The organism is Blautia coccoides (assembly GCF_034355335.1).
GTDB classification, from domain to species: Bacteria; Bacillota; Clostridia; order Lachnospirales; family Lachnospiraceae; genus Blautia; species Blautia producta.
Genome location: NZ_CP136422.1, coordinates 5488323 through 5505249, shown reverse-complemented (window position 1 = coordinate 5505249; position 16927 = coordinate 5488323). Strand labels below are relative to the sequence as shown.

Annotated in this window: 16 protein-coding genes and 1 pseudogene; 16 read left to right on the top strand and 1 reads right to left on the bottom strand. The window is 48.7% G+C overall.

The features are described 5' to 3' along the window. Positions 1–50: 50 nt before the first annotated feature. The 4 genes from BLCOC_RS24765 (at position 51) to BLCOC_RS24750 (ending at position 3489) form a co-directional block, all read left to right on the top strand. Positions 51–191, top strand: coding sequence for a Maff2 family mobile element protein (locus tag BLCOC_RS24765; protein WP_115623685.1), 141 nt, complete (start codon positions 51–53; stop codon positions 189–191). Between the two features lie 627 nt (positions 192–818). After that, on the top strand, positions 819–2738 hold the full coding sequence (gene tet, locus BLCOC_RS24760) for a TetM/TetW/TetO/TetS family tetracycline resistance ribosomal protection protein (RefSeq protein WP_115623684.1): 1920 nt from the start codon (positions 819–821) through the stop codon (positions 2736–2738). 129 nt (positions 2739–2867) lie between these two features. Further along, positions 2868–3293, top strand: coding sequence for an RNA polymerase sigma factor (locus tag BLCOC_RS24755; RefSeq protein WP_103242240.1), 426 nt, complete (start codon positions 2868–2870; stop codon positions 3291–3293). Then, positions 3265–3489 (top strand): helix-turn-helix domain-containing protein, encoded by a 225-nt coding sequence (locus BLCOC_RS24750; RefSeq protein ID WP_103242226.1) that lies wholly within the window; start codon positions 3265–3267, stop codon positions 3487–3489. The genes BLCOC_RS24755 and BLCOC_RS24750 overlap by 29 nt, the downstream gene beginning before the upstream one ends. On the opposite strand, the gene BLCOC_RS24745 is transcribed toward BLCOC_RS24750, so the two are convergent. Beyond that, positions 3482–3679: a hypothetical protein gene (locus BLCOC_RS24745; protein WP_103242227.1), complete on the bottom strand. Its 198-nt coding sequence runs from the start codon at positions 3677–3679 to the stop codon at positions 3482–3484. The genes BLCOC_RS24750 and BLCOC_RS24745 overlap by 8 nt on opposite strands. A gap of 337 nt (positions 3680–4016) precedes the next feature. Between BLCOC_RS24745 and BLCOC_RS24740 the strand changes: the two genes are divergently transcribed. From BLCOC_RS24740 to BLCOC_RS24685, 12 genes and pseudogenes are all read left to right on the top strand, one after another. Next, complete coding sequence (locus BLCOC_RS24740) at positions 4017–4412, top strand: plasmid mobilization protein (protein WP_115623683.1); 396 nt, start codon at positions 4017–4019, stop codon at positions 4410–4412. Then, positions 4384–6015, top strand: a complete 1632-nt coding sequence (locus tag BLCOC_RS24735) for a relaxase/mobilization nuclease domain-containing protein (protein WP_115623682.1) — start codon at positions 4384–4386, stop codon at positions 6013–6015. Before BLCOC_RS24740 ends, BLCOC_RS24735 begins: the two co-directional genes overlap by 29 nt. Then, positions 6005–6391, top strand: a complete 387-nt coding sequence (locus BLCOC_RS24730) for a cysteine-rich VLP domain-containing protein (protein ID WP_115623681.1) — start codon at positions 6005–6007, stop codon at positions 6389–6391. The genes BLCOC_RS24735 and BLCOC_RS24730 overlap by 11 nt, the downstream gene beginning before the upstream one ends. A gap of 113 nt (positions 6392–6504) precedes the next feature. Further along, a complete protein-coding gene (locus tag BLCOC_RS24725) occupies positions 6505–7245 on the top strand; it encodes a phage replisome organizer N-terminal domain-containing protein (RefSeq protein WP_115623680.1) in 741 nt (246 codons plus the stop codon). A 64-nt stretch (positions 7246–7309) separates the two neighbouring features. Next, positions 7310–8161, top strand: coding sequence for an ATP-binding protein (locus tag BLCOC_RS24720; protein WP_115623679.1), 852 nt, complete (start codon positions 7310–7312; stop codon positions 8159–8161). After that, the gene (locus BLCOC_RS24715; RefSeq protein WP_115623678.1) at positions 8158–8355 is read left to right on the top strand and encodes a transposon-encoded TnpW family protein; all 198 of its coding nucleotides are present in this window, start codon (positions 8158–8160) and stop codon (positions 8353–8355) included. Before BLCOC_RS24720 ends, BLCOC_RS24715 begins: the two co-directional genes overlap by 4 nt. Positions 8356–8488: 133 nt before the next feature. After that, the gene (locus BLCOC_RS24710; protein WP_115623677.1) at positions 8489–10111 is read left to right on the top strand and encodes a recombinase family protein; all 1623 of its coding nucleotides are present in this window, start codon (positions 8489–8491) and stop codon (positions 10109–10111) included. Between the two features lie 79 nt (positions 10112–10190). Next, a pseudogene (locus tag BLCOC_RS24705) lies at positions 10191–10286 on the top strand (Maff2 family mobile element protein); the annotation flags it as partial. An 11-nt stretch (positions 10287–10297) separates the two neighbouring features. Beyond that, a complete protein-coding gene (locus tag BLCOC_RS24700) occupies positions 10298–11167 on the top strand; it encodes a VirB6/TrbL-like conjugal transfer protein, CD1112 family (RefSeq protein ID WP_087315779.1) in 870 nt (289 codons plus the stop codon). A 28-nt stretch (positions 11168–11195) separates the two neighbouring features. Further along, positions 11196–11609, top strand: a complete 414-nt coding sequence (locus BLCOC_RS24695; RefSeq protein ID WP_115623676.1) for a PrgI family protein — start codon at positions 11196–11198, stop codon at positions 11607–11609. Then, entirely contained in the window at positions 11542–13995 is a 2454-nt protein-coding gene (locus BLCOC_RS24690; RefSeq protein ID WP_174717631.1) for a VirB4-like conjugal transfer ATPase, CD1110 family, read from the top strand. Before BLCOC_RS24695 ends, BLCOC_RS24690 begins: the two co-directional genes overlap by 68 nt. Before the next feature lie 152 nt (positions 13996–14147). Next, entirely contained in the window at positions 14148–16919 is a 2772-nt protein-coding gene (locus tag BLCOC_RS24685) for a CD1108 family mobile element protein (RefSeq protein WP_115625490.1), read from the top strand. Positions 16920–16927: the final 8 nt, after the last annotated feature.

Genomic DNA, 16927 nt, shown 5'->3' with positions numbered 1-16927 from the left:
GCGTTTTTCATTCCCGGTTACACCCGGCAAAGTTAGTTTTGGTGATTTATATGGCATTTTTTACCAGTGCAATTACTACTCTGAAGACCCTGGTCGTAGCAATCGGGGCGGGTCTTGGCGTATGGGGTGTCATCAACCTTCTGGAAGGTTATGGCAATGACAACCCCGGCGCAAATGCTCATGTACAGTAAAGAAGCAAGCAACCGAAAACAAGAGATAGACCGCCAGCACCACACTATTCCGAAGCAAAGAAACCAAAGACCAAAAAACAAGCATTGTGGAAATGTGCATAACAGGCTATTCCGTCATGGATAACTCTATTCACAGCACATGGAAAAGCTAAAATGCAGCTTTCCCACGTCCTGTAAACAGAGTTACCCACAACTCCATAAGGCAGCCAGTTATACACATTCCCACAATGTCGATGACTACGAAACCTCTCACTCATTACATCTTTCTTATGGTGTACAAAGTATTTTTCCTTTTTCTACTTTCTTTTCTAAAATTGATGTGCTATAATAGCTTCATTCCAAAAAAGGAGTAAAAAATATGCGGCAAGGTATTCTTAAATAAATCTTCAATCAAATAGTGGGTTCAAAGAATTTTGAATGTCCCTAAATAAGGGGGCTTGGTTTTTTGTACCCAATTTAAGAATACTTTTGCCTTATCAATTTTGACATATCTGAAAAAGAACAGCAATCACTAGTAGGTGTATGCTGTATATGTGTATGTCCGCAAACTGTAATCCCCAGTGGTAAAAGTATTTTACTGCTGGGGATTTTTATGCCCTTTTGGGCTTGTAAAGGGAGGACAATCACATGAAAATAATCAATATTGGCATTCTTGCCCATGTAGACGCGGGAAAAACAACTTTAACAGAAAGCCTGTTGTACACCAGTGGAGCGATTGCAGAACAAGGAAGTGTAGATAAAGGAACCACAAGAACAGACACTATGGTTTTAGAGCAGCGGCGGGGAATTACCATTCAGACGGCAGTTACTTCTTTTTGCTGGAATGGTTATAAAATCAATATCGTGGACACTCCCGGTCATATGGATTTTTTAGCCGAAGTATATCGTTCTTTATCTGTCCTTGACGGAGCTGTTTTAGTTGTTTCAGCAAAAGACGGTGTACAGGCACAGACCCGAATATTATTCCATGCACTTCAGAAAATGAACATTCCGACAATTATCTATGTGAATAAGATAGACCAAAACGGGATTGATTTACAGCGTATTTATCAAAACATCAGGGAAAAACTTACCAGTGATATAATCGTCATGCAAGAGGTTATCTTATCTCCCAAGGTAGATATTACTGACATTGTTGATTTGGATAAATGGGATTCCGTTATTTCCGGGAATGATGAACTATTAGAAAGATATATTTCAGAGGATTCATTGGACATACGGGAATTACAGCTTGAAAAGTGCCAGAGAACCAGACGTTGTTCTTTGTTTCCTGTATATCATGGAAGCGCAAAAGACAATTTAGGAACGGAAAAATTGATTGAGGTAATTACTGAAACTTTTGTTACGGGAACAGAGAATAATCAATCTGAATTATGTGGGTATGTTTTTAAGGTTGAGTACACAGAAGGGAAAAAACGGCTTTCCTACTTACGCCTGTATCATGGAACGCTCCATTTACGAGATACAATCTTGCTGTCAAAAAAGAAAAAGATAAAGATTACAGAAATGTACATTCCAACAAATGGCGAAATTGTTTCGGCAGACCATGCCTGTCAGGGGGAAATTGTTATCTTATCCGATGATACATTAAAAATATATGACATTTTGGGAAATGAAGAGCTTTTACCTCGCAAAGCATGGATTGGCAATCCTACACCTTTACTTCGGACAACCGTTGAGCCACAAGAGCCAGAACAAAGAGAAGCCTTGTTGAATGCTCTCATAGAAATTGCCGATACAGACCCGCTTTTGCACTTTGAAATTGATACCGCCACCCGTGAGATTATTCTGTCTTTTTTGGGAAAGGTGCAATTAGAGGTTATTTGTTCATTGCTGGAAGAAAAGTATCATGTAAGAGTGGCTATGAAAGAGCCTACGGTTATTTATTTGGAAAGACCGTTAAAAAAGGCAGCTTACACGATTCATATTGAAGTGCCGCCGAATCCATTTTGGGCGTCTATTGGTTTAACTGTAACTCCACTCCCTGTCGGAAGCGGAACCCAGTATAAAAGCAAGGTATCTCTTGGCTATTTGAGCCAAAGTTTTCAAAATGCCGTTATGGAGGGTGTGCGTTATGGAATGGAGCAAGGCTTATATGGTTGGGAAGTGACAGATTGCAGCATTTGTTTTGACTATGGAGTTTATTACAGCCCGGTCAGTACCCCCGCAGATTTTCGCTTTCTTGCGCCTGTTGTATTGGAACAGGCATTGAAAAAGGCAGGAACACAGGTTTTGGAGCCATACCTTTCCTTTACCCTTTTTGCCCCACAGGAATATCTTTCACGGGCTTACAATGATGCGCCAAAGTATTGTGCAGTGATTGAATCAGTTGTACTTGAAAATGATGAAGTTATTTTTAAGGGAGAAATCCCCGCTCGCTGTATCAATGAGTATAAAAATGATTTGAATTTTTATACAAACGGAAGAAGTGTTTGTCTTACAGAATTAAAAGGGTATAAAGAAACTTCTGGTGAGCTTGTATCGCAGCCACGCCGCCCTAACAGTCGGTTAGATAAGATTCGGTATATGTTTCAAAAGACAATGTAACTTTTTGTGCATTATATGGAGAAAAAATCTGATAAAAAAGGAGAACCTATTTTGAATAAAGAGCGGATAAATACAACAAATAAAAAACAAGGGCTTTCAGTTTGCACCGAAGCATACAAAGAACACATCATGTATACGTTCAACGGCTTTTGCAAGACCGTCATACGCTTTGCAGCACTCAACGCATGGCGTGACAGGAGCAGACGGCGACAAAAAGAAATATCCCTTGAATACCTCACAGAAGAAAAATTTTACCCTTTAGGAACAACGGACGAATATTTTGAAGCACCTTATGAAGAATACCCCATAACGATATGCGGTCAGACAGTTATCCTCACCAATGGGGAGCTTGCCGCCGCCCTGTTATCTCTGCCGGAGAGAAATCGGGAAATCATTTTCCTTTACTTTTTCGGAGATTATACACAACAGGAAATCGGGGAAATGTACGGACGCTGCCGGAGTACGACCGGGTATCAAATCCGCAGGACGTTAAGACTCCTGCAAAGGAAAATGGAGGTACTTTCGCATGGGGAATCCGAATCTTTTGCCCTATGAAACGATTGTCCGGGCGACCAGCGGAGAGCCGGAAGCCGTGGACGAGGTTTTACGGCATTACAGCAAACGTATCCGAATTGCCGCCATTGAAAACGGGCATATCGACAGGGATACCGAGGACAGCATAAAACAGCAGCTTGTCGCTGCCCTGTTCAAGTTCCGCTTTGATGAACAGCCATATACCAAAACTAAATAACCGCCGTTACATAGAACGGCACACCAAAACGGGAAATCAAGAAAAGGTTTCCTGTTTTTTTGCGCCCATTTTTGGCATTTTCAAAAATCGTCAGTATTATGCCATGCAAAGGGGGATAGAAAGAAATTCCCTCTCCCGTTTGGCAAATATGCAGGCTGTCCGTGGAGGGCGGGCGAGAAGAAATTTTCACAAATTCCCGCCTATTCCGGCTTGCGTGGTGTTGTAAGGAATGAGGGGAAATTTCCACAAATCAACGTCCATTTTGCTTTTTGCTGGTTTGTAGGTATCAGAGGGAGAAATACCGCCGCTGTTTTGGCAAAATCCCCGCTTGCGGCACTAAAGGTATTGAGGGAAGCCCACACAGAGGAAGCCGCCACTTTTTAAGAGCAAGATTCTACCATAGTACCAAAATTCGCTTATCGCTCATTTTGTCCTATGGGAATCTTGTTGGGGTTGCCACCCCAAGCCCGCCTTTTTGCGGCTTGCGCCGCTTGAATAAATCCACCCATGAAAGGAGGTTCACAGCCATGAAAAGATACAACACGCCCCACCGCCACCGGGTAATCAAGACACGCTTGACCGAGGAAGAATACGCCGAGTTTTCCGAGCGTGTCACCCTCTGCAAAATGAGCCAAGCCGAGTTTATCCGGCAAGCCCTTACCAAGTCAAGAATACGCCCGGTCATTACCGTTTCCCCGGTCAATGATGAATTGCTTTCTGCCGTTGGGAAACTCACAGCCGAGTATGGGAAAATCGGCGGGAATCTGAATCAGATAGCCCGCTGTCTGAACGAGTACGGCGCACCTTATAACGCCCTCTCCCATGAGGTACGAGCCGCCACAGCGGAGCTTGCCGCCTTGAAGTTTGAAGTCTTGCAGAAAGTAGGTGAAGCCGTTGGCAACGTTCAAACATATCAGTTCTAAAAATGCCGACTATGGAGCCGCCGAGCAGTACCTAACCTTTGAGCATGACGAATTTACCATGAAGCCCACCCTTGATGAAAACGGGCGGCTTATCCCCCGTGACGATTACCGTATTTCCTCTCTGAATTGCGGCGGGGAGGATTTCGCCATAGCGTGTATGCGCTCCAATCTCAAATACGGCAAGAACCAGAAACGGGAGGACGTAAAGAGCCACCACTATATCATCAGCTTTGACCCCCGTGACGCAGCCGACAACGGCTTGACCGTAGACCGGGCGCAGCAGTTGGGCGAGCAGTTTTGCAAAGAGCATTTTCCTGGACACCAAGCCCTTGTCTGCACCCACCCGGACGGGCATAACCACAGCGGAAATATCCATGTGCATATCGTAATCAATTCTTTACGGATTGCGGAAGTGCCGCTCTTGCCCTACATGGAAAGACCAGCGGACACAAGGGAGGGCTGCAAGCACCGCTGCACGGACGCAGCTATGGAATATTTCAAAGCGGAAGTCATGGAGATGTGCCACCGGGAAAATCTCTATCAGATTGATTTATTGCATGGGAGCAAGAACCGTGTTACCGAGCGTGAGTATTGGGCAAAGCGGAAAGGACAAGCCGCACTGGATAAAGAGAGCGCTTCCCTTGCCGCCGCAGGTGAGCCGCCCAAAGTCACAAAATTTGAAACCGACAAGGAGCGGTTACGCAGCGTGATCCGCACCGCCCTGTCCTCTGCTATCTCTTTTGAGGACTTCTCCGGGAAGCTGTTACAGCAAGGCGTGACCGTCAAGGAGAGCCGGGGGAGGTTGTCGTATCTCACGCCGGACAGGACGAAGCCAATCACCGCCCGGAAGTTGGGTGATGATTTTGACCGTGCCGCCGTACTGGAAGCACTCACCCAAAACGCACAGAACGCCGCAAGAGCCGCCGAAAAGCCCCTACCCAAACAGGAATACCCCCGCAGCATAAAAGACCGTTTACAGCGCAATAAAGCCGCCATAAACGCACCGAAACAGGACAGCTTACAGCGCATGGTAGACCGGGAAGCCAAGCGAGCCGAGGGCAAGGGCATAGGATATGACCGCTGGGCGGCTGTCCACAACCTAAAGCAAATGGCGGCGACCATGAGCATTTACGAGGAATCCGGCTTTTCTTCCCCGGAGGAACTGGAAGCCGCCCTTGCCGCCGCCAGTGCCGGATTGCATGAAACCACCGGGAAACTGAAAGCCGTGGAAAGTACCTTGCGGGAGAAAAAGGACTTGCAGAAGCAGCTATTAGCCTACATCAAGACCAAGCCAGCCCGTGACGGATTGCGGGCGCAGAAATCGGAGAAAGCAAAGCGAGCCTACCGGGAGCAACACGAAAGCGAGTTTATCATTTCCGAATCTGCCGCCCGGTATTTCAAGGCACAGGGAATCTCCAAGCTGCCAGCGTCCAAAGCATTACAGACAGAGATTGAGCAGCTTACCAAAGAGAAAAACGCCCTTTATAACGAGTACCGGGAGAAGAAAGAGAACGTCCGGGAATTGCAGACCGTCAAAAGCAATATCGAGCAGATTTTAAGGCGTGAGCCGGAACGCAGAAAGGGAAAAGACCATGAAAGATAAAATCCCAAGAATGGACTACCGCCAGTACCGGGCGGCGTGCCGGCTTGTGCATGAGTGCTGCAACTACGATAACGGCAACTGTATCTTGCTGGATAACGGCGAGCCTTGCGTATGTGTACAGAGTATCAGCTATTCCCTTATGTGCCGCTGGTTCGCTGCCGCCGTGCTGCCGCTGGACGGGAAACTGGAATCCGCCCTTTTGCATCGGGCAGACAGAAAACGCTGTACCGAGTGCGGCGGGTATTTTCTCCCCAAGTCAAACCGTGGGAAATACTGCCCGGAATGTGCCGGACGCATGAAAAGAATCCATGCCGCACAGCGCAAGCGGAAACAAAGGCTACTATGTCACGCTTTAGGAACTGGAAAGCCCCCATAAATCAAGGCTTTTCAGACCGCCCTCAACAGGTAGGCGATATTTATATCCTTTACCCCTCAAAACGGCGTTCTAAAGCGTAACAGAAGCCCAAAACAGACCATAAGGAGGAACGAATGGCAGACAACCGCAAATATTACTACCTAAAGCTGAAAGAGAGCTATTTTGACGAGGACGCTATCGTGCTGCTGGAAAGTATGCAGGACGGTATGCTCTACTCAAACATTCTTTTGAAGCTGTACCTAAAATCACTGAAAAACGGGGGAAAGCTCCAGCTTGACGAGAATATCCCCTACACCGCACCAATGATAGCCACAATCACCCGCCAGCAAGTCGGCACAGTCGAGAGGGCTTTGCAGATTTTTATGAAGCTGGGGCTTGTGGAACCGTTGCAGAACGGGGCTTTATACATGAGCAACATTGAGCTTTTAATCGGTCAGTCCTCTACCGAGGGGGAGCGGAAACGCCGTGCAAGGCGGGCTTTACAGGAACAGAAAGCCTTGCCGGAAGCCGTGGCGGACATTTGTCCACCAGAGATAGAGATAGAGAAAGAGATAGATATAGAGTTAGAGATAAAGAGAGAGGGAGAGATAAAGACAGGACAAACCGCCCCCGCCCCTTTCGGGAGATACGGAAATGTATTCCTGTCAGAAAAAGAGCTTGCGGAGCTTAAAAAGGAGCTTCCCGGCAAATGGGAATATTACATTGACCGCTTATCCGGCTATATCGCTTCCACCGGGAAGAAATACAAGAACCATGCCGCCACTATCCGGCGTTGGGCGGCTGATGATAAGGCAAAGGAGAAACCGAAAAAGGGAATCCCCGATTATACCTACAAGGAGGGCGAGAGCCTTTGACTGCATAGACACAACGCCCCGTAAACAGGGCGTGGAAAAGACCATAAACAAGGAGGACGATTTTATGAGTGATTATGATAACGCTATTTTCCGGCTTGCCACGGCACAGGAAGCAGAGCCGGAGGACTATACCGGGGAGGACGGGCTTCTATATTGCGGGAGCTGCCGCCAGCCCAAAGAAGCCTACTTCCCGGAGGGCAAGACGATTTTCGGACGTGACCGCCACCCCAAAGAATGCGACTGCCAGCGGAAACGCCGGGAAACGCTGGAAGCCGCAGACCGGGAGCAGAAACACCGGGAGGAAGTGGAACGGCTGAAAAGAAAGGGCTTCACCGACCCGGCTATGCGGGAATGGACTTTCGGCAATGATAACGGGAAATGCCCTCAAATGTGCTATGCCCGTGAATATGTGGAGTGCTGGGAGCTGATGAAAGCGGAGAACCACGGGCTGATTTTATGGGGGAGTGTCGGCACAGGGAAAAGCTATTTTGCCGGGTGTATCGCCAACGCCCTCATGGAGAAAGAGATTTCCGTGTGCATGACGAACTTTGCCCTTATCCTCAATGACCTTGCCGCCAGCTACAAGGACAGGAACGAATACATAACCCGTCTTTGCGGCTTCCCGCTGCTTATCCTTGATGATTTCGGCATGGAGCGTGGCACGGAATACGGGCTTGAACAGGTTTACAACGTGGTTGACAGCCGATACCGCAGCGGCAAGCCCTTAATCGTGACAACGAACCTCACGCTGGAGGAATTGCAGAACCCGGAGGACACCGCCCACGCCCGCATTTATGACCGACTAACAGAAATGTGCTGCCCCGTCTGCATTACCGGGGAGAATTTCAGGAAAGCCAAAGCACAGGCAAAAATGGAACGCCTTAAAATGCTGCTGAACAGAAAGGAGAGCCTATGACCGACACCCCCAACAGAAGCACCGCCACTACTGCCCGCCGCCCGGATTGTGTGACCGAAGTACGCCGGGGGAACACCGTCCTTGTGGTTTCCGGCTATTTCAAACAGGACACTACCGCCACCGCCGCCGACAAAATGATGAAAGTGCTGGAAGCCGAAAGCGCAGCCGGGGGAACAGTCGCCCATGCCATGTAAAGCGACATTCCCTACTGAAATTCATTCGACATTATGTGCCATAAAGTAGCAAAAAGGACTGTACAGCCAGCCCCGCCCTATGGTATAATTGACTTACGGAATAGTGGGCTGGCTGTCGGAAACGGAGGATATTATGTCAAGACAGACCACCCAAACACTCATTACCGCCCTTTATCCGAGATTATCCCATGAGGACGAGCTGCAAGGCGAGAGCAATTCCATTTCCAACCAGAAGCGAATCCTTGAAAACTACGCAAAACAGAACGGCTTCGGCAATCTCAAATGGTACACGGACGACGGTTATTCCGGGGCGAACTTCCAAAGACCCGGCTTCCAGTCCATGCTTGCCGACATTGAAGCGGGGCTTGTGGGAACGGTTATCGTAAAGGATATGTCAAGGTTAGGGCGAAACTACTTACAAGTGGGAATGTATACGGAAATGATTTTCCCACAGAAAAACGTCCGTTTCATTGCAATCAATGACGGCGTTGACAGCGCACAGGGCGACAACGATTTTGCCCCCTTGCGTAACATTTTTAACGAATGGCTGGTGAGGGATACGAGCAAGAAAATCAGAGCCGTGAAACGGTCAAAAGGCATGAGCGGGAAGCCCGTCACAAGCAAGCCCGTGTATGGCTACCTCATGGACGAGGACGAAAATTTCATCATTGACGAGGAAGCCGCCCCCGTGGTGAAGCAGATTTACAGCCTTTGCCTTGCCGGGAACGGACCGACCAAGATAGCCCGTATGCTCACGGAGCAGCAGACACCCACGCCGGGAACGCTGGAATACCGCCGGACGGGAAGCACACGCCGCTACCACCCCGGCTATGAGTGCAAGTGGGCGACAAACACCGTGGCGCATATCCTTGAAAACCGGGAATACACGGGCTGCCTTGTGAACTTCAAGACCGAGAAAGTGTCCTACAAGGTAAAGCAGAGCAAGGAGAACCCCGAAGAAAAGCAGGTAATCTTTGAGAACCACCACGAACCAATCATAGACCATGACACATGGGAGCGTGTGCAGGAGCTACGCAAGCAGCGCAAACGCCCCAACCGCTATGACGAAGTGGGCTTGTTCTCCGGCATACTCTTTTGTGCCGATTGCGGCAGCGTCATGTACCAGCAGAGGTATCAGACGGACAAGCGGCGGCAGGACTGCTACATATGCGGCAGCTACAAGAAGCGCACCCGTGACTGTACGGCGCACTTTATCCGCACCGACCTTTTGACCGAGGGAGTGACGGAGAATTTGCGGAAAGTCACCAGCTATGCCGCCAAGCACGAAGCCCGGTTTATGAAGCTCTTGACCGAGCAGACCGAGGACGGGAGCAAACGCCGGAACGCCGCCAAGAAGAAAGAACTGGAAGCGGCAGAAAAACGGATTGCGGAACTCTCCGCTATCTTCAAGCGGCTGTATGAGGACAGCGTGACCGGGCGCATATCGGACGAGCGTTTCACGGAGCTTTCGGCAGACTATGAAGCAGAGCAAAAGGAACTGAAAGAGAAAGCCGCCGTTCTGCAGGGCGAGCTTTCAAGGACACTGGAAGCCACGGCAAACGCTGAAAAGTTTATGAAAGTGGTACGCAAGTACACCAGCTTTGAGGAACTCACCCCTACCCTGTTACGGGAGTTTGTGGAGAAAATCGTAATCCACGAATCGGAAGCACTGGACGGGAAACGCCGGGGGAAGCTCCGCAGACAGGAAATCGAAATCTATTATTCTTTTGTCGGCAAGGTAGAGTTGCCCGACTAAAGCCCGACCCGTCCGGTAGTCAGCCGGACAGGGAACGGCAAAATTTTTTACACTTCTTTTACTTCTTTATCTCACATGAGCAAAGAGCCAGGGAATCAAACAGCTCATGGCAGGAGCTGGAATCATGCTGCTGGGAACTACCCTGATTCCCCAGCTGGCAACGCTGTTCGGTTAATGGGGTAATGGATGAACACCATTATCGAACGAATCACGGAAGCCATCAAGGAGATCCTCATCGGGATGATCCAGAATGGTCTGGAAGGGATGTTCGTGGAGGTCAATGATAAGGTAGGGACGATTGCCAGTCAGGTAGGGCAGACACCGCAGGGATGGAACGCAGGGGTTTTTAACCTCATTCAAAACCTGTCCCAGACGGTGATCGTGCCCATCGCCGGTCTGATCATCACGTTCGTGCTTTGTTATGAGCTGATCACAATGGTCACACAGAAGAATAACTTCCATGAGTTTGAAACTTACAACATTTTTCTCTGGATCTTTAAGGCATATGTGGCGATTTACCTTGTGACGAACACATTTAATATCACAATGGCGGTATTCGATGTGGGGCAGCACATTGTAAATGGTGCAGCCGGTGTGATCTCCGGAAGTACGGCGGTGGATGCTTCTGCCGCCATTGCTACCCTGACGGAATCTCTGGAAGATATGGAGATCGGGGAACTGTTTTTGCTGGCAATGGAAACACTTCTCATCAGCCTTACCATGAGCATCCTCTCCGTGATTATCACGGTGATCATGTATGGCAGGATGATTGAGATCTACCTTTATACTTCCGTGGCACCGATCCCGTTTGCCACCATGACCAATAAGGAGTGGGGCAATATCGGGAACAACTATCTGAAAGGCTTGTTCGCCCTGGCATTTCAGGGATTCTTCATGCTGGTCTGTGTCGGCATTTATTCCGTACTGGTCAATGCGATGACCATATCCACAAACCTGCATGGGGCAATGTTTTCAGTGGCGGCATATACGGTCGTACTGGCATTTTCACTGTTTAAGACCGGAAGCCTCAGTAAATCAATATTCAATGCCCACTGATGGGCAGGAAAAGAAAGGAGTACTACCTATGGCGTATGTACCAGTACCCAAAGACCTTACCAAGGTCAAGACAAAAGTAGCATTGAACCTGACAAAGCGGCAGCTGATCTTTTTTTCGCTTGCCGCAGTAGTGGGAGTCCCGTTATACCTGCTGGCAAAGAAACCCCTTGGTTCCAGCGTGTCAGCGATCCTTATGGTAACTGTCATGCTGCCATTTTTCTTTATGGCAATGTATGAAAAAGACGGTCTCCCTTTTGAAAAAGTGATGGGAAATATCATCCGCCAGAAATTCCTCTGTCCGGCGAAACGTCCGTACCAGACGGAGAACTTCTATCAGGCGGTGGATTCCCTCGTAAAGAAGGAGGGCGTGCCGGATGGCAAAAAAGAAGAAACAGGCACAGCAGCAGTGCCTGGAAGCGGCGGCAAGAAAAAACCGTCATGAAAGAAGAAAAAGAAACGACAAAAAGGAAAGGGAAAAGGAAAAGCTTAGGAAAAAACAGGAGAAGGAAAGAAAACGGCAGAAGAACATTCCCCACACTGCCCAGCAGAGCATCCCTTATCAGCGGATGTTTGCGGATGGTATCTGCCAGGTATCGAAAAACTTTTTTTCCAAAACCGTGCAGTTTTACGATATCAATTACCAGCTTGCCCTGAATGAGGATAAGACCACGATCTTTGAGAATTACTGTGATTTCCTGAATTACTTTGACTCGTCCATCAGTGTGCAGCTGTCTTTTATCAACCAGCAGGTGGATGTGGCAGAGTTTGAAAAGAGCATTGATATTCCGGACCAGAACGATGATTTTAATGAGATCCGGGAAGAATACCGGACGATGTTAAAGAACCAGCTTTCCAAAGGGAATAATGGTCTGGTGAAATCAAAGTATATCACGTTCGGGATTGAAGCGGAGAGTTTAAAGGTGGCAAGACCGAGGCTTGAGCGGATTGAGGCAGATATCCTCAACAACTTTAAAGTCCTTGGGGCGCAGGCTCATCCATTGAACGGAGTAGAGCGTCTTGAGATCATGTACCATGTGTTCAATCAGGACCGGATCGAGCCGTTCCGGTTCAATTACAAGATGCTTCCACAGACGGGGCTTAAGACAAAGGATTTTATCGCACCGACATCCTTTAACTTCTCGAAAAACACTTCATTTATGATGGGAAAGACACTGGGAAGCGTCAGCTACCTGCAGATCCTCGCACCGGAACTGACCGACCGTATGCTGGCAGATTTTCTGGATGTGGATGAGAGCATCAATGTGAATATCCATATCCAGTCCATTGACCAGACCTCTGCCATCAAGATGATCAAGAGTAAAATCTCTGACCTGGACAAGATGAAGATTGAGGAGCAGAAGCGGGCAGTGCGTTCCGGTTATGACATGGATGTGCTGCCGTCTGACCTTGTGACCTATGGGGAAGAAGCGAAGAACCTTCTGGAAGACCTGCAGTCCAGGAATGAGAGGATGTTCCTTGTCACCGTCCTTGTGATGAATACGGCAAAGAAACGGCAGAAACTGGACAACAACATTTTCCAGGTGCAGGGCATCGCACAGAAATATAACTGTTCCCTGCGGCCTCTGGATTACCAGCAGGAAGCGGGGCTGATGTCCTGTATCCCACTGGGAGTAAACAGAATCGAGATCCAGCGTGGGCTTACCACCTCGGCGACAGCGATCTTTGTGCCATTCACGACGCAGGAACTGTTCCAGGAAGGGGAAGCCCTTTATTATGGCCTGAATGCCCTTTCCAACAACATGATCATGGTAGACCGGAAGCGGCTTAAAAACCCTAACGGGCTGATCTTAGGCACTCCGGGTTCCGGTAAATCCTTCTCTGCAAAAAGGGAGATTACCAACTGCTTCCTCATTACAGAGGATGACATTATCATCTGCGACCCGGAGGCAGAGTATTACCCGCTGGTGCAGGCACTGCATGGGCAGGTAGTCCGTATCTCACCGGTATCGACCCAGTATATCAATCCGATGGACTTAAACCTTAACTATTCCGAGGAGGATAATCCGTTATCACTGAAATCGGATTTTATTTTATCGCTGTGTGAGCTGATCGTGGGAGGAAAGAACGGTCTGGAACCGGTGGAAAAGACCATCATTGACCGGTGTGTGCGTCTTGTGTATCAGGAATATCTTTCCGACCCGGTGCCGGAGAAGATGCCAATCCTTCAGGATCTGTATGACCTGCTCCGTGGGCAGGATGAACCGGAGGCACAGCGGCTGGCAACCGCACTGGAAATTTACGTTACCGGTTCATTGAATGTGTTCAACCACCGGACAAACGTGGATATCAATAACCGGATCGTCTGCTTTGACATTAAGGAGCTTGGAAAACAGCTGAAAAAGATTGGGATGCTTATCGTCCAGGACCAGGTTTGGAACAGGGTAACGGTCAACCGTTCCGCCCATAAATCGACCCGGTACTATGTTGATGAATTCCATCTGCTTTTAAAGGAAGAGCAGACGGCAGCCTACAGTGTGGAGATCTGGAAGAGGTTCCGTAAATGGGGAGGTATCCCGACCGGTATCACCCAGAATATCAAGGATCTTCTGGCAAGCCGTGAGATTGAAAACATTTTTGAAAACTCGGATTTTATTTATATGCTCAACCAGGCATCCGGTGACCGGCAGATCCTGGCGAAGCAGCTGAATATTTCACCGACCCAGCTGTCTTATGTGACGAACAGCAATGAAGGTGAGGGGCTTTTGTTCTATGGAAATGTCATCATCCCGTTTGTGGACAGGTTCCCGAAGAACAAACTGTATCAGTTATTAACGACCCGCCCGGAAGAGACGGGAGAACAGGCATAGGAAGGGAGGAACGAGAAAATGTTACGAGCATTATCTTATTTTCTTACATTTTCAGGAGGTACACTCATGGGTGTTTTCCTGATTTGTGCATTGCAGTGTGGGAGAGATCATTCAGAGTAATTCAGGAGGAAAATTAGATGGCAGAACAGAGAATGAAAGCCAGGGAGAAAACCGTCCAGAAGATGACAAAGGATGGTCTGGTAGAAGAAAACCTGGCAGATAAATCCACTGTTCGTGTCAGCAGCCGTACCCGGGATGTGCAGATGTCAAATAAGGATACCGGAAAAGGGCTGGACCTTTCCAACCGGAGAGGGACGAGAGAGGACAGTACGGATCCGGCCAGGCATTCTGTGCAGAACTCAAGGGATGCACCGGCAAAGGCACAGACAGTAGACCAAGCAAAATCCCGGAAAATGATCCGGGAACAGGCAGAGGGCAGTGCCAGTTCCAAACTGTCACTGGAAGAGAAGAAAAATGGCAGTGGGAAACTTCAGGAGAAGCATACAGACCTTGCCCAGTCAAGGGGAGATGCGAGAAAGAAACAGACCGGAGGGAGTAAAAAGCCGGGGCAGAAACAAAGGCTGAAGTTTGCTTATGAGGAGACGGCAGAAGCAGTCAGGGATGGCAATTCTTCCGCTAAATTAAACCAGATGGATGCGGACGGGGTAAATTTCCGCCATGATGCCCAGAAGAAGCGGAACCAGAAGCTTGCCCACACGGAGGAAGAAAAGAAAAACGCACCAAAGAAGCATTCCATGAAAGAAAAGGTCTATCAGGAAAATGCAGAAAGTGCAGGGGCGAAAAAGAAAAGCCGGCTGAAATTTGAAGGGGAAAGCTCAAAAGATGCTTCCCTTGTCAAAAAGGCAGGCACCGCTGTGGCAGTATCTGTCCACCGCCAGATCAGAAAAAATGATGATGGCAATGCTGCGGTGGAAGGTGCAAACAGTTTAGCCGAAGGTTCAGAGGGGCTTTACCATCTGGAACAGCAAAGTGCCAGAAGGAGGAACCGGAGAAAAAGCCGGTCGAGTGCTTATCAGACAAAGAAAACAGCACAGGCTGCGGCAGAATCATCCATAAATCAGGAGAGATCTTATTTGAAGAAGCTGCTCCAGAAACAACGGATCAAAAAGGAATATGCCAAAGCAAAACAGAGTGAGCAGGCAATGGGGACTGCAGCGGTCGGCACGATTGACTATATCAAGAAGATCGGCGGCAAAGTTACCAACTTTTTCAAGGAACACCGGAAGGTATATATCAGTATCGTTGCCCTGATCGGGATGATGTTCCTCATCATGACCAGTGTAACGTCCTGTTCCTCGGCATTTATGCAGAGCCTGATCAATTACACCGGAACCAGTTATATCTCTTCGGATGAGGCAATCCGGCAGGCAGACCTTTACTACACACAGCTGGAAGCAAACCTCCAGGAGAGGATTAACCAGATGGAATCGGAAGAGCCGGGGCATGACGAATACCGGTACAATATCGGACCGATTGAGCATGACCCGTTTGTTTTAATCAGCTACCTGTCTGCCAAGTATGAAGAATTTACCTTTGAACAGGTCAAGCCGGAACTGGACAGGCTGTTTGCACTACAGTACCAGCTGGAGACAGAAGCTGTGAATGAGACGGTGACAGAGACAACGACAGTCCGGGTAGGGGAATCCCTTGGAAATGTTGTGACAAGCGGTTACTGCAACTGCCCGATCTGCTGTGGCATCTGGTCAGGAGGACCGACGGCATCCGGGGTGTATCCGACAGCGAACCATACCCTTGCGGTAGATGCGTCCAACCCGTTTGTTCCAATGGGGACAAAGGTGGTCATGAATGGTGTGGAATACACGGTAGAAGATACCGGGGCATTTGCCCGTTACGGTGTCCAGTTTGATGTGTATTATGACAGCCATTCGGCGGCATCCGCACATGGGCATCAGACCTGGGAGTGTTTCCTTGCGGATGATAACGGAAGCCGGGAGGTGGAAGTGACACGTACCAGGGATGTGGATGTTTTGAATGTGACGTTAAATTCCGGCAGCCTGACGGGCATCTGCCAGAGCCGTCTGGGGATTTTCCAGAGGGAACTGTTTGCCGCCTACAATGAGACAAAGGGCAACCTGCAGATGTTCGGGACGCCATTTGATTTTAACTGGTATTACAACGTAAGCAGCTATTATGGATACCGGATCCATCCAATCTCCGGTGCAAACCAGCTCCACAATGGAGTGGATATCGGAGTGCCGGAAGGTACGGAGGTACTGGCAGGGCTGACCGGTACGGTAACAACTTCTGCCTATAATGACAGCTATGGCAATTATGTGGTGATCAAAGACAGCAAAGGCTATGAACTGCGGTATGCACATCTGAAAAGCAGAAGCGTTTCTGCAGGGGCTGCCATTACCAAAGGGGATGTGATAGGGCTTGCAGGAAATACCGGCAATTCCACAGGAAGCCATCTCCACATGGAACTTCTCAAAAACGGGGAACGCATGAACCCGATCTTCTATCTGGAAACAGGGGAAGGAACCATTTTTGGTGGAAATGAGTACACCAGTGAAGCAGCACAGAGGCTACTGCGGGAAGCAGCCAGATATCTGGGAACCCCGTATGTATGGGGCGGATATTCCCCAAGCGGGTTTGACTGTTCCGGTTTTGTAAGTTACTGCCTGACCAATTCAGGGGTAAGGAATACCGGAAGACTGACCGCCCAGGGGCTTTATGATATCTGTACACCGGTATCAGAGTCTGATGTCCAGCCGGGAGACTTGATCTTCTTTACCGGAACCTATAATGCAGGTGTGCCGGTAACGCATATCGGTATCTATGTAGGCGGCGGTCAGATGATCCACTGCGGGCATCCAGTACAGTACACATCCATTTATTCATCCTACTGGCAGAGCCATTTTTATGGATTTGGAAGATGGTAAAAAGGGCG

What these genes read in the sequence shown, in the direction of transcription:
- BLCOC_RS24765 (WP_115623685.1), top strand. Translation starts at nt 51, where the DNA reads ATGGCATTTTTTACCAGTGCAATTACTACTCTGAAGACCCTGGTCGTA.
- tet (WP_115623684.1), top strand. Translation starts at nt 819, where the DNA reads ATGAAAATAATCAATATTGGCATTCTTGCCCATGTAGACGCGGGAAAA.
- BLCOC_RS24755 (WP_103242240.1), top strand. Translation starts at nt 2,868, where the DNA reads ATGTATACGTTCAACGGCTTTTGCAAGACCGTCATACGCTTTGCAGCA.
- BLCOC_RS24750 (WP_103242226.1), top strand. Translation starts at nt 3,265, where the DNA reads ATGGGGAATCCGAATCTTTTGCCCTATGAAACGATTGTCCGGGCGACC.
- BLCOC_RS24740 (WP_115623683.1), top strand. Translation starts at nt 4,017, where the DNA reads ATGAAAAGATACAACACGCCCCACCGCCACCGGGTAATCAAGACACGC.
- BLCOC_RS24730 (WP_115623681.1), top strand. Translation starts at nt 6,005, where the DNA reads ATGAAAGATAAAATCCCAAGAATGGACTACCGCCAGTACCGGGCGGCG.
- BLCOC_RS24725 (WP_115623680.1), top strand. Translation starts at nt 6,505, where the DNA reads ATGGCAGACAACCGCAAATATTACTACCTAAAGCTGAAAGAGAGCTAT.
- BLCOC_RS24720 (WP_115623679.1), top strand. Translation starts at nt 7,310, where the DNA reads ATGAGTGATTATGATAACGCTATTTTCCGGCTTGCCACGGCACAGGAA.
- BLCOC_RS24715 (WP_115623678.1), top strand. Translation starts at nt 8,158, where the DNA reads ATGACCGACACCCCCAACAGAAGCACCGCCACTACTGCCCGCCGCCCG.
- BLCOC_RS24710 (WP_115623677.1), top strand. Translation starts at nt 8,489, where the DNA reads ATGTCAAGACAGACCACCCAAACACTCATTACCGCCCTTTATCCGAGA.
- BLCOC_RS24700 (WP_087315779.1), top strand. Translation starts at nt 10,298, where the DNA reads ATGAACACCATTATCGAACGAATCACGGAAGCCATCAAGGAGATCCTC.
- BLCOC_RS24695 (WP_115623676.1), top strand. Translation starts at nt 11,196, where the DNA reads ATGGCGTATGTACCAGTACCCAAAGACCTTACCAAGGTCAAGACAAAA.
- BLCOC_RS24690 (WP_174717631.1), top strand. Translation starts at nt 11,542, where the DNA reads ATGGCAAAAAAGAAGAAACAGGCACAGCAGCAGTGCCTGGAAGCGGCG.
- BLCOC_RS24685 (WP_115625490.1), top strand. Translation starts at nt 14,148, where the DNA reads ATGAAAGCCAGGGAGAAAACCGTCCAGAAGATGACAAAGGATGGTCTG.